Source organism: Taklimakanibacter albus (genome assembly GCF_016595235.1).
Taxonomy (GTDB): domain Bacteria; phylum Pseudomonadota; class Alphaproteobacteria; order Rhizobiales; family Aestuariivirgaceae; genus Taklimakanibacter; species Taklimakanibacter albus.
This window is the reverse complement of sequence record NZ_JAENHL010000006.1, coordinates 904,719-930,595: the sequence shown is the minus strand read 5'-3', so window position 1 is coordinate 930,595 and position 25,877 is coordinate 904,719. Positions and strand designations below refer to the sequence as shown.

Below are 25,877 nucleotides of genomic sequence, written 5' to 3'. Positions count from 1 at the left end.
GCGCGCTCCCTTACACATAGAGGACAGACTTCGCGGCCTGGACGACATCGTCCACGCTGGGCAGCGCCAGCTTCTCGAGATTGGCGGCATAGGGCATCGGCACGTCCTTGCCGTTCACGCGCGCCACCGGCGCGTCGAGATAGTCGAAGGCATGCGTCATCAATTGCGCGGCGATCTCGGTACCGACCGAGCATTGCGGCCATGCCTCTTCGACGGTGACGCAGCGGTTGGTCTTCTTCACGCTTTCGACGACGGTCGCGATGTCCATCGGCCGGATGGTCCTGAGATCGATGACCTCGGCTTCGATGCCCTCGGCGGCGAGCTTGTCGGCGGCGGCCAACGCATAGGTCATGCCGATGCCGAAGGAGACGATCGTCACATGTTTGCCGGGGCGCGCGACTTTCGCCTTGCCGATCGGCACGATCCAGTCATCGACCTTCGGCACGTCGAAACTCTTGCCGTAGAGGATCTCGTTTTCGAGGAAGATCACCGGATTGGGATCACGGATGGCGGATTTCATCAGGCCGAGCGCGTCGGCCGCCGAATAAGGCATCACCACCTTGAGACCCGGCACGCTCGAATACCAGGCGGCATAGTCCTGGCTGTGCTGGGCGCCGACGCGGGCGGCGGCGCCATTGGGACCGCGGAACACGATCGAGCAGCCCATCTGGCCGCCCGCCATATAAAGCGTCTTGGCGGCCGAGTTGATGATCTGGTCCATCGCCTGCATGGCGAAGTTGAAGGTCATGAATTCGACGATCGGCTTCAGGCCGGCGAAGCCCGCGCCGACCGCAATGCCGGTGAAGCCGTGCTCGGTGATCGGCGTGTCGATGACGCGCTCGGGGCCGAATTCGTCGAGCATGCCCTGGCTGATCTTATAGGCGCCCTGATACTGGCCGACCTCTTCGCCCATGAGGAAGACGCTCTTGTCGCGGCGCATCTCTTCCGACATTGCGAGCCGCAGCGCCTCGCGCACCGTCATGTGAACCATCTCGGTGCCTTCCGGCACTTCCGTGTCCTTGAGGGTCGAGGTCGCAATCGCAGGAGCGGCCGGCGCCTCGGTCTTGGCTTCCGCCTGCGGTGCAGCGGCAGGTTTTTCCGCGGCCGGCTTCGGCGCCGCGGCGGGCGCAGCTTCGCCGTCCGCCAGGATGATGGCGATCGGCGTGTTGACCTTCACATTCTCGGTGCCCTCGGGCACCAGGATCTCGGTGAGCTTGCCCTCATCGACGGCTTCGACTTCCATCGTCGCCTTGTCGGTCTCGATCTCGGCGATGACATCGCCGGATTTGACGTTGTCGCCTACTTGCTTGAGCCATTTGGCGAGCTTGCCTTCCTCCATGGTGGGAGAAAGCGCGGGCATGAGGATATTCGGCATGGATCAGGTCTCCGAAAAGGCGCAGATCAGGCTGGCTTGAGGAAGAGGATTGAAAGCACCACGATGAAGATGGCGCCGATGGCGGCGAAAAACACCAGAAAGGCACGTTTGTAGCGGACGATATGCGGTGTGACGGCGGGGCCCAAGCGTGTCTCCAGCGCCGCAAAGCGCCAGCGGCCGAGGTCGAAATAGGCCGTGAGCTTGTCGCCCCTGGGTGCCAACTGCACCACCGACAACGCACTCAAGGCGGCCATCGCCCAGGCGATGAATGCGACGAGCGCGCCCACGAACATCACCACATGGATGAGCCCGCCCATCTCAGGCATTCACATAGATATCGGTCCACAATTCGGAAGGATCGGGTTCGGGATCGGACTGCGCGAACTCGGCGGCCTCCATCACGATGGCGCGGATCTCGGCGTCGATCTTCTTGAGTTCGTCTTCGTTCGCGGCCCCGGTCTCGATCAGGCGTTTCTTCACCTGCTCGATCGGATCAGATTCCTCGCGCATCTTCTGCACTTCTTCCTTGGCGCGATACTTGGCCGGATCCGACATCGAATGCCCGCGATAACGGTAGGTCATCATTTCGAGGATATAGGGCCCCTCACCGGCGCGACAGTGAGCCACGGCCTTCTCGCCGGCGGCCCGCACCGCGCGGACATCCATGCCGTCGACCTGCTCACCCGGAATGCCATAGACGGAACCGCGGTTGAACAGCTCTTCCGACTTGGCGGCGGAACGGGTCACCGCCGTGCCCATGGCATAGCGGTTGTTCTCGATGATGAAGATGACCGGCAGCTTCCACAGCGCCGCCATATTGAAGGTTTCGTAGACCTGGCCCTGATTGGACGCGCCCTCACCGAAATAGGTGAGCGCGACATGATCGTTGCCGCGATATTTGTTGGCGAAGGCAAGTCCGGCGCCGAGCGGCACCTGAGCGCCGACGATGCCGTGGCCGCCGAAGAACTGCTTCTCGCGGCTGAACATGTGCATCGAGCCGCCCTTGCCCTTGGAATAGCCGCCGCGGCGGCCGGTGAGCTCGGCCATGACACCCTTGGGGTCCATGCCGGTCGCCAGCATATGGCCATGGTCGCGATAGGAGGTAATGACCTGATCGCCCGGCTTCAGCGCCATCTGCATGCCGACGACGACGGCCTCCTGGCCGATATAGAGGTGGCAGAAGCCGCCAATGAAGCCCATGCCATAAAGCTGGCCCGCCTTCTCTTCGAAGCGGCGGATCAGCAGCATGTCATGATAGGCCTGGAGCTCTTCTTCCCGGTCGAAGAAGTCGCTGGTCTCACCCGACTTCCCTTCCCCTCTTTGATTCTTCTGGGATTTTTTCGCGATATAGGCCGATTTGACCGCCATAGCGCTGCCTCTCCATCGTTTTCTTGACGGGGACTATAGCACTAAATCCTTGGTTCGATGGGGAAAATTCTTAATTAACTGGAATTCGGTTTATCGGCCGGAATTTTCAGGAGATTCAGTTCGGAAACCTGACAATGAGTTCTCCGGGCTTGCCGAAATCGAGGGTCGAGCGGGCCAGTTCCTCGAGCATGTCGGGATCGATCGACTGCGGGCGCATCAGCGCGACCCGGCGCTCCAGCGCCTGGCGCTGCTCCCGAATCTCGGCGACCTTGGCGTCGAGCCCTTCGGCCTTCGCGGCAAGAGCATCACGGTGATCGAAGCTGCGCGGACCATAATAGCCATGCCAGCTGAAATAGCCGAGCAAGCCCATGCAGACGATCATGACGATGAGGTCGAATTTGCGCTTCACCATGACGCCGAAAGTGACGGCTCACGGTTAACATTGCGTTGCTTGTAAAGCGCTGCCGCCGTAAATATGTAATGGACGGAGTTGCATAATGCTGTCGAGCAGTCGATTCATGGTCGCGGTTCACGCGCTGAGCGTTATCGCCCGAAGGGCGGATGGCGGCCCTGTGTGCTCGACCATCGTCGCCGCAAGCGTCAACACCAATCCGGTGGTGATCCGCCGGCTGATGCGCGATCTCGAACGTGCCTCCCTCGTCGCTTCCGTCACCGGTCGCGCCGGCGGCTTCAAGCTCGGCCGCCATGCCGGGCGCATCACCCTCGCCGACATCTACAAGGCGGTGGAGGATGAAAGCATCTTCCGCATGCACAAGACCGACCCCAAGCACAAATGCCCGATCGGGGCGGCGATCATCAAATTGGTCGCCGAGCCTTTGCGCGGCGCCGAACAGGCGCTCGAACGGGCGCTTGCCGGCACCACGCTCGACGACATAGCGAGCCAGATCAACTGACCGGAATATAAATGATGATGCGAAGCTCAGGGAACGCTTCGGACATCAAGGTCGAATGCCGAAAGGCCAGGGTTCCGCGCCGTTCTGTTCGGTAGAGATAGACGCCCTCCCCCAGATCCGTCACCTCATGCTCGGCCCAGATCCGCGCAAAATCCGGACTCGATGCGATCATGTCCGCGACAAGCGACGAGAATTCTTCCGCGCCATTCGCCTGGCCGTAGTTCAGACGGAACGACGCCACCAGCCCGCGGGCATCCTGCTCCCAGTTCGGCATCGTCCGGCGATAATGCGGGCGGGCGAACATGCGCCGGATGATGTTTCGCTCCTTCTCCGGCACACGCGCGAAATCGCCAAACATCCGCGTATTGGCATCATTCCAGGCGAGCACGTCGAAGCGGCTGTTCCGAATATAGGCCGGGCTCGAGATCGCCGCGAGGACGGATTTAAGCCTCTCCAGGGCGTCTACGGGCGTGGCGTTCAGGGCCCTGGGCGGCTGCCGGTTCTGCGCCAGCATGAACAGATGAGCGCGCTCGGAATCGCTCAGACGCAGGGCCCGCGCCAGATTCTGAAGAAAAGGTGTCGAGACCTGAATCCGGCGCCCTTGCTCGAACCATGTGTACCAGGTCAATCCGACGCCCGCGAGAACCGCGACCTCCTCGCGTCGTAAGCCGCGGATACGCCTTCCGCCGCCACTCGGCAAGCCGACATCCGCCGGGGCAAGGCGCGCCCGTCGTGACTTCAGGAACTCGGACAATTCCTGGCGCGAACCCTCATCACTCATCGGCCATGGGCCTCAACCTGTTACTGCAAGTACCCGCACTATTTCTCCACTTCCGGCCAACGACCATCGCGATCAGACAGTGCCTCACTCGAACCGGCCGGGCATGCAGAAATGTTCATTATCATAGTCCTGTGGGTGGCGTTTTTCGTCATCAATTTCAACATCGTCATGATGATCCCGCTGCTGCCTTTCATCGAACGGGACCTCGGTCTTACGGCTTCCGAGGCCGGGTGGGTGCTCGCCGCCTTTCCCGTCGTCGCGCTCGTGAGCAATCTGGCCCTCGGTCCGCTCATCGACCGCTATGGCCGCAAGCGTTTCATTGTGCTGGGAGCGGCCGCCTGCGGCGCTGTCCTGCTTCTGACCGCCGCGACTCACAGCGCGGTCACGATCGCGCTCGGACGCGCGGCAACCGGGATCTTCATGCCCATGATCGGCGCCTCGGTATTTGCCGCCATCCCCGATTATGTCGCGGCGCAGGATCGCGCCCGCATCGCCGGCTATGTCACCTCAGCCGCGCCTATCGCTTTCCTGTGCTCGATATCGATGGGCGTCCTGCTGGGCGGGCTCGCCACATGGCAGCTCTCGCTTGTCGCGCTTGCGGGCGTCTGCCTCGGCCTGGCGATAGCGGCATCAGCCTTGCCGCCTACGGACGCTTCGGCCGTGTCGCATGATCCGATCTCGCTTGGCACCTATCGCCAACGCCTGCTGTCGCTCTCGTTCAACGCCGGCAGCCGTCTCCTGCTCCTGTCCTACTTCTGCTGGTCGATCGGGATGTATGTCTTCCTCGGACTTTATCCGAGCTGGCTGGTGCAGCATGGGCTCGCCGACAAGGGCGCCGGAACAATCGGCGTCATCCTCCTGCTCGGCGAAATCGGCGGCCTCTTCGGCGCGCTGTTCTCCGGAAAGCTGGCCGGCCGTTTCCGGCATCCGCTTACTGCCTGCGCGGCGGCGTCGATCGGCATCACCATCATCACGCTCGTCATTCCGTTCGGAACCGAGCGTCCGATCTTTCAAACAATTGCCTATGGTGGATTCGCCTTCGGGCGCGACCTGATGCTGGCCCTGATCCTCGGCAGTGCGATGCTTCTGGTTCCCGCCGGACAGCGTGGCAGCCTGAACGCCACCCTCAACGCCGTCTATCAGACAGGCGCCACAATGGGCGGCCTGGCAAGTGCCTGGCTCTATGCTTTCCGCGACGACTTCAGCGCCAATGCGGCCACCGCCTCGATCATCTTCGCGGCCTCGGCCCTCATGCTGTGGAATATCACGAGAATAAAGGACTAGGTGTCACGTTCGGCCTACGAGCGCACCTGACCACATCAGGTGATGGATCAGGCGCCGTTCTTGTGCTCGTGCAGGAAGCGGGCAATCTGCTGCTTGAGCTGGAACTGCCGGGCCGGATCACTCATCGATGACGCATCCACGAAGATGTTCCGCTGGATGTCCGTCGGCAGATCGTTCCACTGCATGATCACCGCCGCGCCGAGACATTTCAGGATCCGCTCCTCGTCCCTGGCCAGAGCCGTGTCCGGTACCGACGGCGAGGAGACGGCGCCGCCCTCATTGTCCCAGCGGCCGAGGGCCTTGGTCAGATCATAGAAGTTCTTTCCAGCCATGTGGTCCTCCCATCATTGCCGTTGGGTGATGCCGCGGCACACCGCCGCCAGCTTGTTGCCGTCAGGATCGCGGACATAGGCGGCATAGAAATCGGGACTGTATTTGAGCCTGAGTCCGGGCGGGCCATCGCAGCTGCCGCCATGCGCCAGAGCCGCGGCATGGAAATCATCGACCGCCTGCCACGATCGCGCACGCAGGGCCACCATGCTGCCATTGCCGACGGTCGCCGGCTGCTGGTCGAATGGCAGACCGATCCAAAGAGCGAGTTCCTCAAGACCGCCCTTTTCATAAGTTCCCCAGCCAGCCGAGCTGCGATCCCATTCGGGATCGTTGGTGACACAGCGCTGCATGCCGAGCGGCGCCAGCGCGGCATTGTAGAATCTTATGGCTCTGGCGAGATCGTTGGTGCCGAAATAGACATAACTCAGCATGGGCGTCCTCCGCTGCCAGGAGGACCAGCCTATCATGAGCCGTTCGTACTGCGCAGGGCTTTCAGACGCTCGAACCAGCCGGCGTCGTGGAGAATTCCACGCGTTACCGCTGATTTCGCTTGCCGATCGACCACCGCGCCCCCATGTTGGTGAATAAGTTGGCACTCTCCTCCTTCAACTGCCAGCGCAAAAACTTCTCACAAAACATGTTGCGTACAAGCGCACCGTAACCGCGAAAGCTTCGCTTTCCCGGAAGCCTACTCATTTCAAGGAACCGCTCATGAAATTCCGTCCTCTCCACGACCGCGTCGTCATCCGCCGGATCAAAGAAGATACCAAATCCAAAGGCGGCATCATCATCCCCGAAAATGCCCGGGAGAAGCCGATGCAGGGCGAAGTGATCGCCGTGGGTCCCGGCCGGAGAGACGAAGCGGGCAAGCTCATTCCGATCGACGTGAAACCCGGCGAGACCATCCTGTTCGGCAAATGGTCGGGAACCGAGGTCAAGATCGATGGCGAAGAGCTCGTGATCATGCAGGAAAGCGACATCATGGGCGTCGTCGTCACGCCAGCCGTCGCCAAAGCCGCCTGATCCACAAATTCATTCCAAGAGGAAGATCCCCATGACAGCCAAAGACGTCAGATTCTCCGCCGATGCCCGCGAGCGCATGCTGCGCGGTGTCGACATACTCGCCAATGCGGTCAAGATCACCCTCGGCCCGAAGGGCCGCAATGTGGTGATCGACAAGGCCTATGGTGCGCCCCGCACCACCAAGGACGGCGTTACCGTCGCCAAGGAGATCGAGCTCGAAGACAAGTTCGAGAATATGGGCGCCCAGATGCTGCGCGAAGTCGCCTCCAAGACGAGCGACATGGCCGGCGATGGCACCACGACGGCAACCGTCCTCGCCCAGGCTATCGTTCGCGAAGGCGCCAAGGCGGTCGCCGCCGGCATGAATCCGATGGATCTCAAGCGTGGCGTTGAAATGGCCGTCACGGCCGCCGTCAACGATCTCAAGAAACGATCGAAAAAGATAAAATCCTCCGACGAGATCGCGCAAGTCGGCACCATCTCCGCCAATGGCGAGACCGAGATCGGTCAGATGATCGCCAAGGCGATGGAGAAGGTCGGCAATGACGGGGTCATTACCGTCGAAGAAGCCAAAGGCATGGACACCGAGCTCGATATTGTCGAGGGCATGCAGTTCGATCGCGGCTACCTGTCGCCCTACTTCATCACCAATGTCGACAAGATGTCGGTCGAATTCGAAGACCCCCATATCCTCCTGCACGAAAAGAAGCTTTCCAGCCTGCAGACCCTCCTGCCGATCCTGGAAGCCGTGGTGCAGTCCAGCCGCCCACTCCTCATCATTTCCGAAGACGTCGAAGGCGAGGCTCTGGCCACGCTCGTGGTCAACAAGCTGCGCGGCGGGCTGAAAGTTGCGGCCGTCAAGGCTCCGGGCTTCGGCGATCGCCGCAAGGCGATGCTGGAAGACATCGCGACCATCACCGGCGGCCAGGTGATCTCGGAAGATCTCGGTATCAAGCTCGAGAATGTGACGCTCGATATGCTCGGCCGGGCCAAGCGCGTTCGCATCGATAAGGAAAACACGACCATCATCGACGGCAGCGGCGACAAGGCCGGCATTCAGTCGCGCATCGGCCAGATCAAGGCGCAGATCGAGGACACCACCTCCGATTATGACCGTGAGAAGCTGCAAGAGCGCCTCGCCAAGCTGGCTGGTGGTGTTGCCGTCATCAAGGTCGGCGGCTCGACCGAAATCGAGGTGAAGGAACGCAAGGACCGCGTCGATGACGCGCTCAATGCGACCCGTGCCGCGGTCGAAGAAGGCATCGTGCCGGGTGGTGGTGTCGCCCTGCTGCGCGCCAGAAAAGTCGTCGAAGCGCTGACCTCCACCAATGCCGACATTACCGCCGGCATCAAGATCGTGGCCAAGGCCCTCGAGGCGCCGATCCGCCAGATCGCCGAGAATTCAGGCGTCGAAGGCTCGATCGTTGCCGGAAAGGTGCTGGAGAAATCCGGCAACTTCGGCTTTGATGCGCAGAACGAGGTCTATGTGGACATGGTAGCGGCCGGCATCATCGACCCGACCAAGGTCGTACGCGTCGCCCTCCAGGATGCCGCGTCCGTCGCGGCCCTGCTGATCACCACTGAAGCCATGATCGCCGAACGTCCGAAAAATGGTGCGCCCGCGGCACCTGGCGGTGGCGGCATGGGAGGAATGGGCGGCATGGGCGGAATGGACTACTAAGAACTCAAATGAGGTGACAGTGCTGAGCAAGATTGGCACTGTCACCATTTTCCGCCAGGAGCCTCCGGAAGTGACTATTGACGAAGCGATCTTGACCGAAGTGGTGACTGCGGCACGCCAACGCGGCAGTATTTCGCTGGAAGACCTTCGAAAAGAACTTCCGCTCGATAGCATGACCATCGAAGACATCTCAGTCGTTCTAGCCCGCCTGGACGAGGCCGGCTTCGATCTCGATATCGATCCGGCCCTTCTCTCGTCTATGCATCATGCGTCCTCACCGCATGAGACGACCACCTCGAAACCGGAACAGACGACATTGCCGGAGACCGAAACTGCCCCCCAAAAGCAGCTGCGGGACTATCCGACTACGACGGGCGGCTCGATCAATAGAGCGCCCGCCGCGGGACGCTCGAAAGCGGGCCCCTCTCCATCCATACTGCCTTGGATACTTGCCTTCGCAATCATCCTGCTCGCGGTGTTCGCCGCCTTCGCAACCTGATCACCGGTCCACCGCAGCGACACTGTGAGTCCGTTTGCTGCCGTTCCAGCCATTCATACCCTTACGCCGAAGAACATTGCCTTCGGCAGACTCTGAACCTGTCCGGACCTCAATGATTTCGAGCGGAACCTTGCCGAGATTTGAGAGCTGATACATCGTTGCCCGCGGAACGTGAAACGATCCGCCCTCGCGCACCGTCCGCTCGATACCCGCGACATTCGTATTGGCGGCGCCCTTCAGGACGATGCAATGCGCGGCCTGATGCATTTGCCGGCGCGGCGCGATGGCTCCTGCGGGATCGATCACGATCCGCTTCACCCCTTCCTCAAGGCGTTCGACATATCCCCAAGGCTGGAGATCGCGGCGATGCAAGCTCGCTTCCCTTGCGCCCTCCGCCTGAAGGCCTTCGACAACACCCTTGATCTCCTGAATCCTCTCGCGCGGGCAAACCAGCACGGCGTCAACGGTCGCAACAACCACGAGATCCGTGCCGCCGATGACCGTCGTGAGAATTCCTTCAGAATGAACAAGGCAATTATGGCTTTCCACCGCCATGCCCCGACCCAGCGCGGCATTGCCGTTCTCGTCATGTGGCAGAATTTCCCAGATCGCGTCCCAGCTACCGATGTCGGACCAGCGAAAGCGTCCAGAAACGACAGCGACATTGCGGGATTTTTGCATCACGGCGTAATCGATCGAAATTTTCGGAGACGCCGCGAAGGCCGTTTCATCGAGGTGCATGATGCCTCGATCCGACCGCGCATCCGCTATCGAGTAGCGCGCAGCGGCAAGCACGTCGGGTGCGTATGTGTCGAACTCCCCGATCATCACATCGGAGCGGAATAGGAAATTGCCGGAATTCCACAGATAGCCATCTCTGAGATAGGCCACAGCGTCCTCACGCTTCGGCTTTTCGAAGAACGCCTCGACCAGTCGGACATCGTCATTTACGCCGGCAAGCGCGCCCGGCCGTATATAACCGAAACTCGTCTTCGGCGCCGTCGGCGGCAGGCCAAAGACGACAATCTTTCCATCGCCCGTCGCTTCAAGACCGGAGCGCACCGCATCGAGAAAGAGCGCATCATCGAGAATCACATGATCTGCGGCGAGCACGAGCACGGGTGACCCCGACCGCAGATGCTCGACCAGCAACGCCGCAACGGCAACCGCTGGAGCTGAGTCGCGCCGGCAAGGTTCAAGGATGAGCGAGACAGGTCGATTCACGATGCCGGCTTGCCGGCTGGCGAAGGATTCGAAAGCTTTGCTGGTGATGACTATGGGATCCGCGAACAACTCCGGATCGGATACCCTTTGAAGCGTCTGCTGAAAAGTCGAGAGCGAGCCGATCAGCGGCTGAAACTGCTTCGGGAGTGACTCGCGCGAGACTGGCCAAAGCCGCGAGCCGCCGCCGCCTGCGAGAAGTACGGGAACTATCTTTGCACTTACCATTGGGTTCTCCTAACGTCTTTGTGGTCCGGCGAGACAACAACGCGCCGGACCGGATCGCCAGACCCCAGGATGGCGGCGCCTAAAGCGTCTGATTATAGGCGCCGACGTCAGGGTTCTTGCGCAACACGGCATCAACCGCATGAAACATCGCATGCAGGCGAGCTTCGGAAGTCGGGCTTTCGATTACGACGACCAGTTCCGGCTTGTTGGAAGAGGCCCGTACCAGCCCCCATGTGCCGTCGTCCGTTACCACGCGGATTCCATTCACGGTCGAGAGACTCTTGATATGCGCGCCGGCAATCAGCTCATCCGTCCGCAGCATCGACTTGAAGTGGGTAACGACCCGATCGACAACGCCATATTTCAATTCGTCGGCACAAAGCGCCGACATGGTCGGAGACCCCCATGTCTTGGGCAGCTCGCGATAGAGATCGGCCATGGACTTACCGGGATTGCGATCGAGCATGTCGAGAACGGCGATCGCCGTCACCATGCCGTCGTCATATCCCCTGCCGATCGGCGCGTTGAAAAAGAAGTGTCCTGACTTCTCGAAACCCGCCAATGCGGAGAGATCCTTGACGCGACGCTTGATATAGGAGTGACCGGTCTTGAAATAGTCGGTCTTGGCCCCCTGGGCGATCAATACCGGATCCGTGGCAAAGAGACCGGTCGATTTGACGTCGACCACAAATTGCGCGCCCGGATGGAGCTTGGACAGATCGCGAGCCAGCATGACGCCGATCTTGTCGGCGAAAATCTCCTGACCTTCGTCGTCGACGATCCCACAGCGGTCACCGTCACCGTCGAAACCCAAGCCAATGTCGGCGCCACTCGCCTTCACCTTGGCCGCCATGGCATGAAGCATTTTCATGTCTTCCGGGTTCGGGTTGTAATGGGGGAATGTGTAATCGAGCTCGGTGTCGAGCGGAATGACGTCAATGCCCAGCGCCTGCAGAATATGCGGAGCGAAGGCACCCGCCGTGCCGTTGCCACAGGCCACGACGGCCTTGATCCGGCGTGTGAATGGACGGCGCCCGGTAAGGTCGCCGACATAGGTGCCAGCGAAGTTCTCGACGAAACGATAGCCGCCGCCTTTGCGCGACTTGTAACTGCCTGACAGGACGATGTCGCGCAGCCGTGCCATCTCATCTGGACCGAAAGTGACGGGGCGCTCCGCGCCCATCTTCACACCGGTCCAGCCATTGTCGTTGTGAGAGGCCGTCACCATGGCGACCACCGGAATATCGAGCGCGAATTGCGCGAAATAGGCCATGGGCGACATGACCAGGCCAATATCGTGCACGGTGCAGCCCGCGGCCATCAAGCCTTGCGTAAGTGCGATCTTGATCGCCATGGAATAAGCGCGGAAATCGTGACCGGTCACGACATGCGGCTTCACACCAAACTCATGGATCAGCGTGCCCAGCCCCATGCCCAGCGCCTGAACGCCCATCAGATTGAGCTCAGGCGGAACGTCCGACCCCGGATGGCCAAACCACCAGCGCGCGTCATATTCCCGGAAGCCCGTCGGCTTGACGAGCGGCAGCATCTCGAATGCCAAGGTGTTGGGCGTGAGATCGGCGGATGGCTTGGGCAGCATCGTCGTCATCCGCTCAATGTCTCCAGGAGTGCCGCGATCTTGATCGTCGCGAAGTTGGAGAAGGTATCCGACACCGCATAGGGCAGGATGATCTGGTCGCCGTGGCGAAGCGCGCCGCAGCTATAGACGACATTGGGCACGTAGCCTTCACGTTCTGCCGGCTCAGGGCGAAGAAGCGGTTCGGAGGTTCTGGCCAGAACCTTGGCGGGATCCTTCTTGTCCAGAAGCGCCGCGCCGATCGAATATTTCCTGATCGGGCCGACGCCATGGGTCAAGACGAGCCAACCTTCATCGAGCTCGATCGGTGATCCGCAATTGCCCAATTGAACGAATTCCCACGGGAATCTGGGCTTGAGGATGACCTGGCCCGTTTCCCACGCATAGAGATCGTCGGAATAGAGCAAATAGAGATTTTCATTGTCCTGCCGGCCAATCATTGCGTAATGGCCGTCAATCTTGCGCGGGAACAGGGCCATTCCCTTGTTGCGCGCCGCCAGTCCGCCGAGTGGCGTCAGGCGGAACGTCCTGAAGTCAGTGGTCTCGATCAGTTCGGACCTTATGCTTCTACCGCTATAGGCCGTGTAGGTCGCATAGAAGACCTTCCCTTCGCCCGTATCGAATTCTACGAAACGCGCATCTTCGATGCCATTTGACTGCGACAGGGTGATGGGAAATATCACGCGTTCGCTCAATTGACCGTCGAGCATGAACTCTACCTCGACCTCCTCGCCGTCGAGTCTGGGCGAGCGGCTTTGTACCTTGGGGATGGAGGCCAGCCGCGCCGTCGGATCGATGGTGACATCGCCCCGCGCCGAAATGGATCCCGAACGAAAGGTCAAAGATGAAATATGACCTTCGCCGACCGCGCGCAGACTCAAAATGAAGCGACAGCCACCTTCCGGCGCGCCTGACTGGTCAGGGTTGCGGACAATGCTGGGATTGAACAGAGCCGCCGCCTCAAACGAATATTCGTGGAGAAAATAGGCGCCGACAAGCTGGCGCTGTACTTTGCTGAAGACGCTATGGGGAGCCAAGGCATCCTCCATTTCGGATGCACGCTCCTCGAATGTCTCCAGCAGGTTCCTGTGCCGGCCATTGAAGTTCTCAAGCACGTCTGTCAGCTGCGCCGCCGCCGCTTCGGGATCAAGCCCGATAACCCGGTCGACGATATGGTTCGCGCGTGTCTTGTCTGTGGGGTTCAGGTCGCGTGGTTCGATCGCCGGCTTGAACGGGCGCACGACGACCCGCGCAGGATCCGGGCGCAGATACAGCGCCTGTCGGTTCAAAAACATAGACGTGATAAATGCTCCTTGCTGTCATTCGCGTGGCGACGGTAGTCGCTCAGGCGCTAAGCACCAGCCGCAATGATGCCTGTTCGGCGTGATCCGGTCCGGCATCGGTACGCATGAATCTTCGGATTTCAGTCAGTCCCATAAGATAGGCGAGAACCGACTCCGCTCCCTTGTTCTCACTGGGGCGGTCGGGATGAAGTCCATCTGAACAACTGCCCGTTGCCAGATCGACCAGAGGGCAGGCAAGATCGTTATCGCCCAGGAACCAGCTGAAGGCGCGCATCGCGCCGACCTCCCACTCACCGGTGCTGCTCGCCCGCCATGCCGTAAGGCAGGCTGAGATCGTTGCCGCCGCCTCAACCGGCTGCTGATCGAACCGCTTCGGCGCCTGCCAGGCAACTCCGAAGCTTTCCGTGCCAACTGGCCGGAAATGTCCGGTTGGAGCAGTCTGCTGCGTCATCAGCCAGCGCAACGATCGAAGGCCGGCATCGACATAAGCGGGGGTCTTCGTCGCCAGTCCGGTCAGAAGCAGAGCCTCGGACAGACGTGCATTATCGTAGGCAAGCAGGTTCTCGAACCATGTCCAATCCGGCGTCTCGACCGCGGCCAATAATGACATCAGCCTGTCAGCCAGGGATTGCCGATATTCGGCAATAGCGGGGTCCGGCGAGTTGGATTCGCAATAGGCATCCAGTCCGAGAAGCGTGAACGCCCAGGCCCGCGGTGACTTGAACGTCTCGACCGCCGGCAGCGCCGTACGGAAGAGTGCCGCAGCCCATTGCCGGCGTGACGCCGACGTATCGCTCCGCGCGCATTCACCGAGCGCCCACAGCGTCCGCCCGTGGCTGTCCTCCGAGCCAATATCCTCCAGCCAACGCCGATCATAGCTCATGAAATTCCGGAACCGGCCATTGTCCGGGTTCCACGCATGCTGAATGAAGGCAGCAAAACGCGCGGTTGTCCTCTCCGACAAGTGACGTTCGCCAAGGCTTCCGACCCGAGCTGCGAAAATCAAGGCACGGGCATTGTCATCGACACAATAGCCATGTGATCGGTCAGGCACGGAGTGAACAGCATGCTGCAGCAAGCCGGTACTGTCGCACATGGACAGAAAGTGCTTGAGCGATATCTCGGGCACGGGATATCCCGCGCGCCAAAGAGCCTCCTGCTCGATAGGCGTCGATCTCGCGGGCGGCCCAATCGTGCGCGCCTCATCGAGCACGATGCGATAACGCTTTGCGGTCTGCGCCCAGGTCATCAGCCGGCTGGTCGCATAGGCACGCTTGCGCATGGCATGCCGGCGAACGTCGTTGGAAAGCAATCCCGCCACCGCCGTACCGATGGCTTTGGCATCGGCGAAAGGAACGAGGATGCCCCGTCCCTCCGCCAACAGTTCCTGGGCGTGCCAGTAAGGCGTCGATACGACGGCCTTTCCCGAGCCGTAGCTGTAAGCCAGCGTGCCGGACGTCATTTGAGCTTCGTTGAGATAGGGGGTGACATAGACGTCGCACATCGAGATGTATTCGAGCAGCGTCGCCTGATCGACAAACTGATCGATAAACACGACATGATCGTCGACGCCGAGGTCCCGCGCCCGAGTTGTGAGACCTTCCCGATAGGTTTCGCCCTGCTCGCGCACCAGGTTCGGATGTGTGGCGCCCAGAACCACATAGACGGCGTCGGGGCAAGATTCGACTATCGCCGGCATGGCATCGATCATCACCTCGATGCCTTTGTTGGGCGAAAGCAGGCCGAATGTCAGTATGACAGGCTTGCCGCTAAAACCCAGCTTGGCCTTGGCGAAATGCGGATCGAGAAAGGCGACATCGGGAATTCCGTGCGGGATCACCTCGATCCGTTCCGGCGGCATGCCATAGACACTGCGGAGGAGCTCGCGCCCCTTCTCAGCCATGACAACCACTTTTGCGGATGAATCAATGATACCACGCATCACATCGCGCTGCGCGAGCGTGGGTTCGGGCAGCACCGTATGGAGCGTGGTGACGACAGGCATGCGAAGGCGGGAGAGGAGTTCAATGATATGACAGCCGGCTTCACCGCCGAATATTCCGAATTCGTGCTGGAGTGAAACGGCATCAAACCGGGCCTGGTTGAGGAACTCCGCCGCCCGTATATAGTCATCGACCGATTGGTCCTGGATCTGAAATCGAACGACCGGAGGATAGTCATAGGCGCGGCCGTGATCCGTCATGGCAACGACATAAGCCTCGAGATCGGGCTTCGACATCAGAAGCGCACGATGCAGATCATGGGTAAAGGTTGCGATCCCGCACCGGCGAGGCAGATAGTTTCCGATGACTGCTATTCTGGTATGGGACGCGGGTTGTGTTTCCATCAAACATCTTTCGAACGAAATATGATTTCAGATCAGGAGCGAGCTCGTGTCGTTCCAACAGAGTCACACGCCTCGTCATTCGTTATTTGCCGACGAGCGTGCTCCTGAGGCCGCCGATAGCCTTCTGGATGCGTCCCCAAAACCTGTCGACCTTTCCTGTCGATTTCAGCTTGGCATCGCCACTCGCCTTGCCGCTCAGCTCCTTGACGGTGCCCTTGGCGATTTTCGCCGATCCGGCAATCTGATCTTTGTTCATTTTGGCTTCTCCGAAAATGCCGCAAAGAAACTCGACACCGGAGCGATGCCCAAGTGTTTCCGCCGCTCAACGCGCCGTTGATAAAGTCTACCGCCAGAGATGAGAGCGGTTCTGCCCAATATTGCTCACAAAGATACGAGCCATGGAGACTCGTGTCCTCGAACGCCCCACCGCGAGGCAGGGCTTTTCCGAATATTGTTGCAAAAACGCAATAACTAACTAAATGGGTATTACCGGGTCGATTTACAATCAAAATCCCGGCGCACCAGCTATTTCTGCCGTTTTGTATACTGGATCAAACCCGTCTTTGTCGGCGGGGTGGAGAATTGCGAAGATGCCGGTATCGGATCCGGCTTTTGCTTCTTGGGTTTCTTGGCTTCGCGATTACGTCTCATCTGACCTTTGGCCATCGCTCAGTCCTCTCAATATTGATAACAACGAAGACCCGGCCTCGTAGCAAATTCTACTCCTACGTCCCTTTGGCGATAGCGCCATGCCGGCGGAGAGGCAACGCACTTAAGAAGAATAGGTTCATTCTCCAAGAGCAACAGCTTCTTGACCAGATCTGCGAGTAATAAATGGAAGTCGGAAAATTTGATATTGCTTACCAAAACAGCCTCCAATGCCACGAGGCGGGAGCTGCTATCTCTCTGTCATCGACTTGCCGGATTATCGACGCCGATGATGGATAATCTATGCGCGCATATCCGGAATTTGCCTAATCATTTGTTTTCTTGAAGACTTGTCGTTGCCGCGTCAGTCTGGGTTGCTGGTCCGCAAGGCCCGTAACCGGTCGAACCAGCCGGCAAGTCCGCGCGGCCAGGCAATGACGAAGAGCGTGATCAGAAGCCCCAGGCCGATATTCCGGTAGTCGGAAAACTCCTTCATGCCCTCATCCGCGAGCATCAGGAGAGCCGCGCCGAGCAGCGGCCCCCAGATCGAGCCCATGCCGCCGACGACGATCATGGCGATGAGGAAGAGCAGCAGCGAGAAGGAGAAGACCGTCGGCCCGATCACCCGGAAATGCACGGCATAGAAACCGCCGGCTATGCCCGTGAAGAAGGCCGAGACGGCGAAGATCCATAGCTGGTATTTGAACCGGCTGATGCCGCGCGACAGCGCATAGCCCGGGCTGTCGCGCAGCGCCTTGAAGGCGAGACCCAGAGGACCGCGGATTACGGCGACCGAAAAGACGAAGGCAAGTGCCAGCAATCCCAGCGCCACATAATAATGCGCGATGTACCATTTCGATGGGAAGAGCGAGCGAAAACCCAGATCGCCGAACTGGCCGATACCGCGCACGCCGCCGAAAAGCGGCATGCAGCCCGAGACATTGGTGAAGCAGCCCGTGTCATTGACGATCAGCACATACATCACCTGCGCGATGGCGAGCGTCAGCAGCGCCACATAGGGACCGCGCAATCTAAGACAGGCGAGCCCGATGATCATACCGGCGACGACGGCGATCAGGCCGCCCAGAGGAATAGCGACGAGCATCGGCACCTTCAGATAGAAGCCGAGCATCGCGGTGGCGTAACCACCAATGGCGAACAGCGCCATCTGGGCCAGCGAGAAGATGCCGCCGACGCCCAGTACGAGATTCCATTGAACGACGACGATCGCCCAGACGAAGAAGACCGTCGCCTGGGTCACCACATAACGCCCGCCGAAAACGAAGGGCACGATGAGTGCCACGGCGATACAAATGAGGCCGATGAGGATATCGCGACGGATCGGCGTCATAGGCGCACCACTTGCTGGCGCCCGAACAGGCCATAAGGCCGCCAGATCAATACCAGGATGACGAGAAGAAGCAGGGTGGCGAAGCTCCAGCGCACGCCCAGGACATATTGCGTCGCCGCTTCGAGGAGCCCCAGCACGATCGCCGCCAGCACCGCGCCATAGACATTGCCGAGGCCGGCGACGATGCAGATGATGAAGGCCTTGAGCATCGGATCGCCGCCCATCACCGGCGTCAGCGTGGCGATCGAGCTGATCATGACGCCCGATATGGCCGCGAGGCCGCCCGAGAGCGCCAGGACCTGCGCATAGATCTGGCCGACGCGCACCCCCATCAGCTGGGCGGCGTCACGGCTCATCGAGGTGGCGCGGATGGCACGCCCTGCCCTGGTCTTCTGGAGCAGAAGGGCGACAGCCGTCATGGCCACCAGCGCGGTCAGGAGGATCATGATGTTCTGCAGCGGGATGTGGACGTTGCCGATCACCACCGAGCCCGAGACCGCGAGCGGTTGCGGAATCGGATAAGGCCCGAAGCTCTTCAGCATCAGGCTCTCGATGACGGCGCCGATACCGATGGTGGCGATGAAGATATTGGTCTCGAAATTCTCGGCCCGGAGCAGCGGCAAGGTGGCGAAGACATAGATCGCGAGCCCGGCCAAAGCGCAGACGAGTGCGGCCGCCGCCAGCCCGAGGACCGGATGGAAACCCAGATGGGTGATCGCCGCGTAGCACATATAGCCGCCCAGCGTCAGCAACGCGCCATGCGCCATATTGAGCATGTTGAGCGAGCCATAAACGAGCGACAGGCCGACGGTCGCCACCGCATACATGGCGCCGAGCGTCAGGCCGGAAGCAATGATCTGGATCACCACATCCATGTCAGGCTCCGAGATAGGCTTCGACGATTTCGGGGCGCGCCATCAGTTCGGCGCCCTTGCCCGTCCAGGCGAAGCGGCCATTGTCGAGAAGATGGATGCTGTCGGCCTGGTCCATGATGCGCTCGGCATTCTCCTCGACGAGGAGGATGCTCAGGCCGGCATGACGCAGGTCGAAGATCACCTCATAGATCTGGTCGATGACGATCGGCGCAAGCCCGAGCGACGGCTCGTCCAGCATCAGGAGCTCGCCGCCCGCCATCAGGCCGCGGCCGATGCCGCACATGCGCCGCTCGCCGCCCGACAATGTGCCGGCGACCTGGTTGCGGCGGTCCTTGAGCTTGGGCAGCAGCGTGAAGACACGTTCCAGCCGCTCGGCGACGGATCCGGCTTCGCGCGTCAGATAGGCGCCCATCATCAGGTTTTCATAGATAGTCATGCCAGGGAACAGCAGATCGCCTTGTGGCACATGGATGACGCCCTCGGCCACGACCTGGTCGGGACGCAACGTGTCGAGACGCTTGCCCTTCAGGCTGATCTCGCCCTCACTCACCCGCACGATGCCGGAGATGGTCTTGAGCAAGGTCGATTTGCCATGGCCGTTGGGACCGATCACCGCGGTCAGCTCGCCTTTGCCGGCAACGAAATCAGCGCCTTGCAGCACGAGGCGGCCGGCATAACCGGATTTGACCCCTTTCAGCTGGAGGATCGGCTCAGCCATGGGACACGGCTCCAGCCGCTTGCATGAAGCTCTTCAGGCGCTCCGATGCGCCCTTGCCCAGATAGACCTCGACCACGGCGCGGTCATTGACGAGATTGCCCGGCGCCCCTTCGAACAGCTTCTCGCCATGGTGCATGATCATCACCCGGTCGGACAATTGCACCAGGAAACGCATGACATGCTCGATGAGGATGATGGTGACGCCGGCCGCCTTGATTGTGCGCACCGCCTGCATCACCCGGTCGATCTCCTTGGCGGTGAGGCCGCCGACCGGCTCGTCCATCAGGAGCAGCTTCGGCCGCGTCGCCATGGCGGAAGCCATCATCAGAAGCTTGCGCTCGAGCACCGGCAGTTTGCCGGTGATCCTGTCGGCGCTCGCTTCGAGCCCGACCAGCGCCAAGGCTTCATCCGCCAGCTTCTTCGTCGCCGCGCCGATGCGGAAAGTCGGCATTGCGCGGTTCTCGCGGCCAAAATAGGCGCCGACCTGCACATTCTCGCGCGCCGTCAGGCTGTCGAAGCCGGCATTGAGCTGAAAGGTGCGGGCAATGCCGGCATGGCAGATGGCTTCCGGCGCCAGACGCGTGATGTCCTCGCCGGCAAGCCGGATCTCGCCCGCCGTCGCCGGATTGAGGCCGGAGATCACCTCGAAGAGCGTGGTCTTTCCGGCCCCGTTCGGTCCGCCGATGCCGAGGATTTCACCGGCCCCGACATCGAAGGAAAGATTGTTGACCGCCGTCAGCGCGCCGAAGGACTTGCCGACATTGCGGCAGGACAGGAGCGGCACTGCGGCGGCCATTATCTTAGTCAGGCCTTGATCCAGGGCGGCAGCGTGAATTTGGCCGTGCCATAAGGCGCCGGCGCGATCAGCGCCGGTCCCTTGGTAAAATCCTGGATCTGCAGGAACTGGTGCGGCATGCCGAGCGAGGAGTCGTTGACCTGGGTCGGATAGGAATAGGCTGCGTTCTCCAACGGCACGAAACGCGTGGTGCCGACGACGCCGCGCCAGATGAGCGAGCTCATGCGCGCCGCGACTTTCTTGTTCTGGTCGGCGTTACCGGGTTCGCCGCTGCCGCCGGCGAGTCCCGCCGCGGTCGCCCAGACATAGGCGCCGTCATAAGGCTGGGCGCCGGAATTATGCCCGGCATTCTCGCCGAACTTTGCCTTGTAGCGCTTCTCGAAGGCGGTACCGATCTCGTCCTGAAGCGCCCCGACCAGCGTCGCATAGAGGATGCCGTTGGCGTTCTCCTTGGCGATGTCGCGGAAGGCCGGCAGCGAGGGGCCATATTGCATATAGACGAGGCTCGGCGTCGGATTGGGCCCGAACTGCAGGCAGAACTGCGCCAAGTCGGCGGGCAGGAAGTGGGTGATGCAGATCACCGCCGGCGGGTCCTGGCGGATCTTGGCGAGCGTCGGGCCCCATTCCGAAGCGGGCACGCTCACCGTCTCGAAGAGATTGATCTCCCAGCCGAACTGGGCGGCCTGCTCCTTCACCGCATTGGCGATGTTGGAAGCGTAGACGCCGGCCGAGAGGATGACCGCCATCTTGTTGTTGTGGCGCTTCCATTCGCCATTGGTTTCGAGGTTCTGCAGGAACTTGAGGAAGCCGGTGCCGTAGAAGGTCTCCGGCGGATCACCCATGAAGGAGCCCCAGTAACGATTGGGATCCGACTTCACCAGATTGGTGTGGCCGATGGTGGTGTCGTAGTGGACATAGATGATGCCGGCATCGGCGGCGACTTCCTGGATCGCCGCGCCCGAGCCGATATTGTAGCCGTTGAGAATGGCATGGACGCCATAACGGTCGACGAGGCGCTGCGCGGCCTGGACATTGGTGGCGTCGCCCATCTGCGCCGTGTCCTCGAAGGAAGGCTCGAGCGGGCGGCCGAGAATGCCGCCCAGCGCGTTGATCTCCTCGCAAGCAAGCGTCAGGCCGTTCTTGAATTCGATGCCGTCCGGCGCGGCGAAATCGGTGGTCGGGCCGCACTGCCCGACCGGGATCGCCTCGCCTTCGGCGCGCGCTTCCTTGTTCATGGCGAAGAGCATGGCCGGCAGGCCGGTCAGGGTGGCGGCGGTCGCCGCACTGCCCTTGATCAGGAAATTGCGCCGGGAACCGGCGATGACATTCGGCTTGGAGAGTTTGTCGCGTTTCATGGTGTTTCCCCTTTTGGCTTCTATCTTAGCTTATTCTCTGGACAAGGCGGGAGGCTTCTTCGATCACAGCCAGCTGATGAGGCTGGGCATCCATGCCGCCCCATTGCGCCATCAGCGGCCCCCACGGATCTTCGATTTCGGTCTTGTGGCCCGAAAGCTCCTCGATGACCGCGAGGCCGCAATAAGGTGCATACATCTCGGAATAACCGCCCTCATGCGTCATCACGATGCGGCCGCCGCAAAGTTCCTTCGCCGCCGCCATCAGCATACGCGTCAAGTCGCGATAACCCGAAGCGGTCATCATCATACGGCCAAGAGGATCGACGCCGCCCGCATCGAAGCCCGACGGCACCACGATCAGATCCGGCTTGAAGCGCTTGAGCGCCGGCAGCACCACGCGCTCGAACGCGGCGACATAGGCGCCCGGCCCCGAGCCCGGCGGCAGCGGCACGTTGACGTTGAAGCCCTCGCCCTTGCCCTCGCCATTCTCGGCGATGCCGCCCGAAGCGGCGGGAAAGAGATTGTCCTGATGCAGCGAAATGGTGAGCACGCTCGGATCGTCATAAAAGATCGCCTGCGTGCCGTTACCGTGATGGACGTCCCAGTCGACGGTGGCGATGCGGCCGAGGCCCAGCACCTTCTGGGCATGGCGCACCGCGACCGCCGCATTGGCGAACAGGCAGAAGCCCATGCCGACATCCTTGGTCGCGTGATGGCCGGGCGGGCGGATCAGCGCATAGGCATTGGCAACCTTGCCCGCGACGACCGCGTCGACGGCCGCGATGGCGCCACCTGCGGCGAGGAGCGCTATTTCGTAGCTGCCGGAGCCCAACGGCGTCAGCTGGCTCGCATCGCCATAGCCGCGCGCACTGATCTCGCGAATATGGTCGACATGCGCCGGCGTGTGGACACGGACGACCTCTTCGACAGTCGCTGGTCGCGGCTTGATGATCGTCAGCCGGTCGAGGAGACCGCTGACGTCGAGGAGGTTGCGCAATCGGCGCTTGGTCTCGGGGTTTTCGGCATGGGTGCCCGGCTGGACATGGAGGCCCGGCGGAAAAACCTGGTTCCAATTCCAGGTATTGTGCCAGAGATAAAGTTCATGAAAGACGAAACCCGTCGCCATCGCGACTCCCCACCCGATGAGATGAGAGGATGATGACGCTCCTTACCCATGGGAGTCCCGACACTTTCGGGTAACGGGTGGTGCTTTTTACCCCACCCTTTCGGGTGGTTCGACGAGACCGATCTCCTTCAGCTTGAGGACGGCCTCGGTGCGGTTGGACACGCCGAGCTTGCCGAAGATGTTCTTCAGATGCCATTTGACCGTGTCGGGCGCCATGGCGAGCGATTGCGCCAATTGCCGGTTGCTGTAAGCGCGCATGAGGAAAGATGCGACTTCCATTTCCTTGCCGCTCAGGGGCTTCTTGGACGGAAGCCCCACCACCGGCGCCTGCGCACGCCCAGCCCCGGCGCGGTTGAGCGCCGCCCCGATGCGTTCGACGAAATCCGCCGTCTCCGAGGGACGCGACCAGGCGGGAATGCGCCCGCGCGCGAAATCGAGCGCCGCCTTGAGCGGCGGCCCCTCGTCGACGAGCGAGCGCACGGCGCGCTGCGGCTGCGCCAGCGCGATCAGGTCGACGGTGGCGGCGAGCGCCTGCAAGGTCTCGCCTGCCGCATGCGCCGCGATCGCCACCAAGGCGCGCACCTGGATGAGGCCGCGCAGCCGCCCGTCGCGACGCTGACGCTCGGCAATACGTTCGAGCACCGCAATGGCGCGCTTGGGCTGGCCCTCGGCGATGAGCACGCGGGCGACACCGATATGGGCATATTCATCGAGGGGATGGATCGTCTTCGCCTTCTCGCTGTCGGCGAGACTGATGCCGCGCAACTGCAAGGCCATGCGCGCGGCGGCGACGTCGCCCCGTGACAGGAGCAGACGCACGCGGTCATTGAGGGCGCTGGCGGTGAGCCGCCGGTAGCGCTTCTCGATGCCGAGCTGCTCGGCGCGCTCCAGATGGCGGATCGCCTCGTCATGGCGGCCATGGGCCTGGGCGAGCCGCGCCAGATGCAGCTTGCAGGCCATCTCATGCACGACGAGACCGCATTCCTCGATCACCCGGCGGTGCTGATGCAGCAGGCGCTCGGCGCTGTTGAGGTCGTCCCACTCATAGAGGAGCTCGACCTTGATGATCGCCGACATGGCCTCCGAATAGGAATTGGCGCCGAGCCCCTGACGTGCCTGCTGCATGGCGCGGGCGAGCAGATCATGCGCCTGGCGCAGGTTTCCGGCCGACAATTCGACAAGGCCCAAGATCAGATCGGCATAGATGATGCCGAAGATCGAATGAGCGATGGTGTGATAGTCGCGCCCCTTGAGCGCGGCAAGGCGCGCCGCGTCGAGCTCGCCCAGCGAGAAATGCGCGAATGCGCTGATATTGCTCAAAGTGCCATGGGCGAAAGGCTCGCCTTCGGGATAATCGGCCAGCCAGCGGTCGGCGAGCTTTGTCGCCATGCGCGGCCAGTCGGCGCCGCTGACGACGCCTGCGGTGAGCGTCCGCAATTCGGCCTGAAGCGCGCGGACGGTCTTCTCATCGAGAGCGCCGTCGCGGCGGAGCCTGGCGACCAACTGCTTCGCCTGCTTGAGGACGCGCACGCCGTCCCGCGAGCGGCCGGTCTGGAAATGCGCCCAGACCCGCGTCAGCAGGAGGCGCGGCCGGGCCGCGACGAGCTCGGGCGGCAGGCGGTTCAGCCATTCCATCACCAGCGGCAGATGGCCCAGCATGATGATGGGCGTCGCGCATTTCTCGACCAGATCGGCGGCCATGTCCTTGTCGCCGGCGGCGAGCGCGTGGCCCACCGCATCCGACACATAGCCATTGGCGGACAGCCAGGCCGAGGCCTTGCGGTGCAGATCGGCGCGGCGGGCTTCGGGCCAGGCTTCGAGCTTGCCGCGCAGAAAGTCGCTGAAGAGATGATGATAACGAAACCAATGGCCGGTCGAGTCGAGCGCGATGAGGAAGAGATTGGAACGCTCGATCAGCGCCAGCGTCGTCTCGGCATCGAGATCCGGCGACACCGCCTGAACAAGGCCCAGATTGAAGCGCTCGAGGATCGCGGTGCGCAGCAGGAAGTCCTGCACCTGAGCGGGCTGGCGTGCCAGCACCTCATGGGCGAGGAAGCCCGCGACATCGCGCTGGCTGCCGGAGAAATCGGCGATGAAGCTTTCCCGGGACGGCTCATGCGCCAAAGTGAGCGAGACGAGCTGGAGACCGGCCGGCCAGCCTTCGGTCTTGTGATGCAGCGCCACGATGCCGGCGGTCGACAGATCGAGCCCGCAGATCTGACGCAGATAGTGATCGGTCTCATCGAGCGAGAAACGCAATTCATTGTCGCCGAGATTGACCACCTGCCCTTTCATCCGCATGGCGGCGAGCTCGGCCGGCAATTCGCCGCGCGTGGCGAGCACGATATGGAGAGCCGGCGGCGCATAGGTGACGAGCGCATTGAGGAAGACGGCGATCTCGGAGGAGACGATCAGATGCGCATCGTCGAGCACCAGATAGACGGGCTCGCTCATCCGCGACAGGTCGTTGACGAGCCCGGCGAGGATGGATTCGACCGGCGTGACCGGGCTCGACTCGATGAGAGACAGAGCATGGGCGGCGATCGCCGCATCGGTGCGGTTCAATGTGCCGGTGATGTATTTGAGGAAGCGGGCGAGGTCATTGTCCTGCGCATCGAGCGACAGCCAGGCGACGCGGCCGCCGCCCTCTCCGGCCTTGGCCGCCCATTGTGCGAGCAGCGTCGATTTGCCGAAACCCGCCGGCGACGAGACGATGGCGAGCTTGCCCTCCGTCGCCTGTTCCAGCATGGCGATAAGCCGCGGCCGCTCGACCGTGGCCCCGCGCAAATGCGGGGGATGCATCTTGGTTTCGATGAACATCCGAGGCTCAGTCTCCAGCGTGGCAAGTCGATCCTTCCTAGGCCGTTCAAGACGGGAAACGCAAGTCAGCCTTGACCGGGCACCGCGCATCGGTCATTCTCCGTCCATGGCCGCTTGCCGCACCATCGCGCTCAAATCGAAAAAATCTCCCATTCGGGGGACGATGATCACTTGCGTGTAATCTAGACAGCCGCCAGTAGATCGAAGTTAACCCCGCCGGTTTGGACGGGGTT

24 protein-coding genes are annotated in these 25,877 nt (G+C 61.5%); 5 read left to right on the top strand and 19 right to left on the bottom strand.

Going from position 1 to position 25,877, the window contains the following annotated elements; all coding sequences use genetic code 11:
- Positions 1-10 precede the first annotated feature (10 nt).
- From JHL16_RS09210 to JHL16_RS09195, 4 genes are all read right to left on the bottom strand, one after another.
- Positions 11-1,375, bottom strand: a complete 1,365-nt coding sequence (locus JHL16_RS09210) for a pyruvate dehydrogenase complex E1 component subunit beta (RefSeq protein WP_200184541.1) — start codon at positions 1,373-1,375, stop codon at positions 11-13.
- Between the two features lie 26 nt (positions 1,376-1,401).
- Positions 1,402-1,701 carry a hypothetical protein gene (locus tag JHL16_RS09205; RefSeq protein ID WP_200184540.1) on the bottom strand — a complete coding sequence of 100 codons (300 nt, stop codon included), beginning with the start codon at positions 1,699-1,701 and terminating at the stop codon, positions 1,402-1,404.
- Positions 1,694-2,722, bottom strand: a complete 1,029-nt coding sequence (gene pdhA, locus JHL16_RS09200) for a pyruvate dehydrogenase (acetyl-transferring) E1 component subunit alpha (protein WP_420884532.1) — start codon at positions 2,720-2,722, stop codon at positions 1,694-1,696. The genes JHL16_RS09205 and pdhA overlap by 8 nt, the downstream gene beginning before the upstream one ends.
- Before the next feature lie 136 nt (positions 2,723-2,858).
- Positions 2,859-3,155, bottom strand: coding sequence for an FtsB family cell division protein (locus JHL16_RS09195; protein WP_200184538.1), 297 nt, complete (start codon positions 3,153-3,155; stop codon positions 2,859-2,861).
- 106 nt (positions 3,156-3,261) lie between these two features.
- Between JHL16_RS09195 and JHL16_RS09190 the strand changes: the two genes are divergently transcribed.
- Complete coding sequence (locus JHL16_RS09190) at positions 3,262-3,657, top strand: Rrf2 family transcriptional regulator (protein WP_200184537.1); 396 nt, start codon at positions 3,262-3,264, stop codon at positions 3,655-3,657.
- Here the strand turns inward: JHL16_RS09190 and JHL16_RS09185 are convergent.
- Complete coding sequence (locus JHL16_RS09185) at positions 3,650-4,411, bottom strand: helix-turn-helix transcriptional regulator (RefSeq protein WP_200184536.1); 762 nt, start codon at positions 4,409-4,411, stop codon at positions 3,650-3,652. The genes JHL16_RS09190 and JHL16_RS09185 overlap by 8 nt on opposite strands.
- Positions 4,412-4,549: 138 nt before the next feature.
- On the opposite strand from JHL16_RS09185, the gene JHL16_RS09180 reads away from it, so the two are divergent.
- Entirely contained in the window at positions 4,550-5,722 is a 1,173-nt protein-coding gene (locus JHL16_RS09180; RefSeq protein ID WP_200184535.1) for an MFS transporter, read from the top strand.
- A gap of 47 nt (positions 5,723-5,769) precedes the next feature.
- On the opposite strand, the gene JHL16_RS09175 is transcribed toward JHL16_RS09180, so the two are convergent.
- Together JHL16_RS09175 and JHL16_RS09170 are read right to left on the bottom strand one after the other, a co-directional pair.
- Positions 5,770-6,054 carry a hypothetical protein gene (locus tag JHL16_RS09175; protein WP_200184534.1) on the bottom strand — a complete coding sequence of 95 codons (285 nt, stop codon included), beginning with the start codon at positions 6,052-6,054 and terminating at the stop codon, positions 5,770-5,772.
- Positions 6,055-6,066: 12 nt separating this feature from the next.
- On the bottom strand, positions 6,067-6,486 hold the full coding sequence (locus tag JHL16_RS09170) for a VOC family protein (RefSeq protein WP_200184533.1): 420 nt from the start codon (positions 6,484-6,486) through the stop codon (positions 6,067-6,069).
- A 280-nt stretch (positions 6,487-6,766) separates the two neighbouring features.
- Here JHL16_RS09170 and JHL16_RS09165 point away from each other — a divergent pair, with 280 nt between their 5' ends.
- From JHL16_RS09165 to JHL16_RS09155, 3 genes are read left to right on the top strand one after another with little or no spacing between them, the layout of a single operon-like run.
- Positions 6,767-7,078, top strand: coding sequence for a co-chaperone GroES (locus JHL16_RS09165; RefSeq protein WP_137855025.1), 312 nt, complete (start codon positions 6,767-6,769; stop codon positions 7,076-7,078).
- 31 nt (positions 7,079-7,109) lie between these two features.
- Complete coding sequence (groL, locus tag JHL16_RS09160; RefSeq protein WP_200184532.1) at positions 7,110-8,759, top strand: chaperonin GroEL; 1,650 nt, start codon at positions 7,110-7,112, stop codon at positions 8,757-8,759.
- 19 nt (positions 8,760-8,778) lie between these two features.
- Positions 8,779-9,258: a hypothetical protein gene (locus tag JHL16_RS09155; protein ID WP_200184531.1), complete on the top strand. Its 480-nt coding sequence runs from the start codon at positions 8,779-8,781 to the stop codon at positions 9,256-9,258.
- Here JHL16_RS09155 and JHL16_RS09150 read toward each other — a convergent pair whose 3' ends face one another.
- The 12 genes from JHL16_RS09150 to JHL16_RS09095 form a co-directional block, all read right to left on the bottom strand.
- On the bottom strand, positions 9,259-10,707 hold the full coding sequence (locus JHL16_RS09150; RefSeq protein WP_200184530.1) for a mannose-1-phosphate guanylyltransferase/mannose-6-phosphate isomerase: 1,449 nt from the start codon (positions 10,705-10,707) through the stop codon (positions 9,259-9,261).
- Positions 10,708-10,786: 79 nt separating this feature from the next.
- The gene (locus JHL16_RS09145; protein WP_200184993.1) at positions 10,787-12,307 is read right to left on the bottom strand and encodes a phosphomannomutase/phosphoglucomutase; all 1,521 of its coding nucleotides are present in this window, start codon (positions 12,305-12,307) and stop codon (positions 10,787-10,789) included.
- A 5-nt stretch (positions 12,308-12,312) separates the two neighbouring features.
- Positions 12,313-13,599, bottom strand: a complete 1,287-nt coding sequence (locus JHL16_RS09140) for a glycoside hydrolase family 130 protein (RefSeq protein ID WP_200184529.1) — start codon at positions 13,597-13,599, stop codon at positions 12,313-12,315.
- A gap of 49 nt (positions 13,600-13,648) precedes the next feature.
- Positions 13,649-15,955, bottom strand: coding sequence for a glycosyltransferase family 4 protein (locus tag JHL16_RS09135; RefSeq protein WP_200184528.1), 2,307 nt, complete (start codon positions 15,953-15,955; stop codon positions 13,649-13,651).
- A gap of 82 nt (positions 15,956-16,037) precedes the next feature.
- Positions 16,038-16,211 (bottom strand): CsbD family protein, encoded by a 174-nt coding sequence (locus JHL16_RS09130; protein WP_200184527.1) that lies wholly within the window; start codon positions 16,209-16,211, stop codon positions 16,038-16,040.
- Positions 16,212-16,967: 756 nt separating this feature from the next.
- Positions 16,968-17,954, bottom strand: coding sequence for a branched-chain amino acid ABC transporter permease (locus tag JHL16_RS09125; protein ID WP_200184526.1), 987 nt, complete (start codon positions 17,952-17,954; stop codon positions 16,968-16,970).
- Positions 17,951-18,829 carry a branched-chain amino acid ABC transporter permease gene (locus JHL16_RS09120; protein WP_200184525.1) on the bottom strand — a complete coding sequence of 293 codons (879 nt, stop codon included), beginning with the start codon at positions 18,827-18,829 and terminating at the stop codon, positions 17,951-17,953. Before JHL16_RS09120 ends, JHL16_RS09125 begins: the two co-directional genes overlap by 4 nt.
- Position 18,830: 1 nt before the next feature.
- Entirely contained in the window at positions 18,831-19,547 is a 717-nt protein-coding gene (locus JHL16_RS09115; protein ID WP_200184524.1) for an ABC transporter ATP-binding protein, read from the bottom strand.
- Positions 19,540-20,343 (bottom strand): ABC transporter ATP-binding protein, encoded by an 804-nt coding sequence (locus JHL16_RS09110; RefSeq protein ID WP_210345967.1) that lies wholly within the window; start codon positions 20,341-20,343, stop codon positions 19,540-19,542. Before JHL16_RS09110 ends, JHL16_RS09115 begins: the two co-directional genes overlap by 8 nt.
- 8 nt (positions 20,344-20,351) lie before the next feature.
- A complete protein-coding gene (locus tag JHL16_RS09105) occupies positions 20,352-21,698 on the bottom strand; it encodes an ABC transporter substrate-binding protein (RefSeq protein WP_200184523.1) in 1,347 nt (448 codons plus the stop codon).
- Between the two features lie 25 nt (positions 21,699-21,723).
- Positions 21,724-22,824, bottom strand: coding sequence for a class II histone deacetylase (locus tag JHL16_RS09100; protein WP_200184522.1), 1,101 nt, complete (start codon positions 22,822-22,824; stop codon positions 21,724-21,726).
- 87 nt (positions 22,825-22,911) lie between these two features.
- Positions 22,912-25,644: a winged helix-turn-helix domain-containing protein gene (locus JHL16_RS09095; RefSeq protein WP_200184521.1), complete on the bottom strand. Its 2,733-nt coding sequence runs from the start codon at positions 25,642-25,644 to the stop codon at positions 22,912-22,914.
- Positions 25,645-25,877 lie beyond the last annotated feature (233 nt).

Coding starts and splice junctions, on each gene's coding strand:
- JHL16_RS09150 (WP_200184530.1), bottom strand. CDS start 10,707: ATGGTAAGTGCAAAGATAGTTCCCGTACTTCTCGCAGGCGGCGGCGGC.
- JHL16_RS09095 (WP_200184521.1), bottom strand. CDS start 25,644: ATGTTCATCGAAACCAAGATGCATCCCCCGCATTTGCGCGGGGCCACG.
- JHL16_RS09190 (WP_200184537.1), top strand. CDS start 3,262: ATGGTCGCGGTTCACGCGCTGAGCGTTATCGCCCGAAGGGCGGATGGC.
- JHL16_RS09130 (WP_200184527.1), bottom strand. CDS start 16,211: ATGAACAAAGATCAGATTGCCGGATCGGCGAAAATCGCCAAGGGCACC.
- JHL16_RS09205 (WP_200184540.1), bottom strand. CDS start 1,701: ATGCCTGAGATGGGCGGGCTCATCCATGTGGTGATGTTCGTGGGCGCG.
- JHL16_RS09195 (WP_200184538.1), bottom strand. CDS start 3,155: ATGGTGAAGCGCAAATTCGACCTCATCGTCATGATCGTCTGCATGGGC.
- groL (WP_200184532.1), top strand. CDS start 7,110: ATGACAGCCAAAGACGTCAGATTCTCCGCCGATGCCCGCGAGCGCATG.
- JHL16_RS09170 (WP_200184533.1), bottom strand. CDS start 6,486: ATGCTGAGTTATGTCTATTTCGGCACCAACGATCTCGCCAGAGCCATA.
- JHL16_RS09135 (WP_200184528.1), bottom strand. CDS start 15,955: ATGGAAACACAACCCGCGTCCCATACCAGAATAGCAGTCATCGGAAAC.
- JHL16_RS09125 (WP_200184526.1), bottom strand. CDS start 17,954: ATGACGCCGATCCGTCGCGATATCCTCATCGGCCTCATTTGTATCGCC.
- JHL16_RS09175 (WP_200184534.1), bottom strand. CDS start 6,054: ATGGCTGGAAAGAACTTCTATGATCTGACCAAGGCCCTCGGCCGCTGG.
- JHL16_RS09180 (WP_200184535.1), top strand. CDS start 4,550: ATGTTCATTATCATAGTCCTGTGGGTGGCGTTTTTCGTCATCAATTTC.
- JHL16_RS09165 (WP_137855025.1), top strand. CDS start 6,767: ATGAAATTCCGTCCTCTCCACGACCGCGTCGTCATCCGCCGGATCAAA.
- JHL16_RS09120 (WP_200184525.1), bottom strand. CDS start 18,829: ATGGATGTGGTGATCCAGATCATTGCTTCCGGCCTGACGCTCGGCGCC.
- JHL16_RS09105 (WP_200184523.1), bottom strand. CDS start 21,698: ATGAAACGCGACAAACTCTCCAAGCCGAATGTCATCGCCGGTTCCCGG.
- JHL16_RS09115 (WP_200184524.1), bottom strand. CDS start 19,547: ATGGCTGAGCCGATCCTCCAGCTGAAAGGGGTCAAATCCGGTTATGCC.
- JHL16_RS09100 (WP_200184522.1), bottom strand. CDS start 22,824: ATGGCGACGGGTTTCGTCTTTCATGAACTTTATCTCTGGCACAATACC.
- JHL16_RS09145 (WP_200184993.1), bottom strand. CDS start 12,307: ATGCTGCCCAAGCCATCCGCCGATCTCACGCCCAACACCTTGGCATTC.
- JHL16_RS09210 (WP_200184541.1), bottom strand. CDS start 1,375: ATGCCGAATATCCTCATGCCCGCGCTTTCTCCCACCATGGAGGAAGGC.
- JHL16_RS09140 (WP_200184529.1), bottom strand. CDS start 13,599: ATGTTTTTGAACCGACAGGCGCTGTATCTGCGCCCGGATCCTGCGCGG.
- JHL16_RS09110 (WP_210345967.1), bottom strand. CDS start 20,343: ATGGCCGCCGCAGTGCCGCTCCTGTCCTGCCGCAATGTCGGCAAGTCC.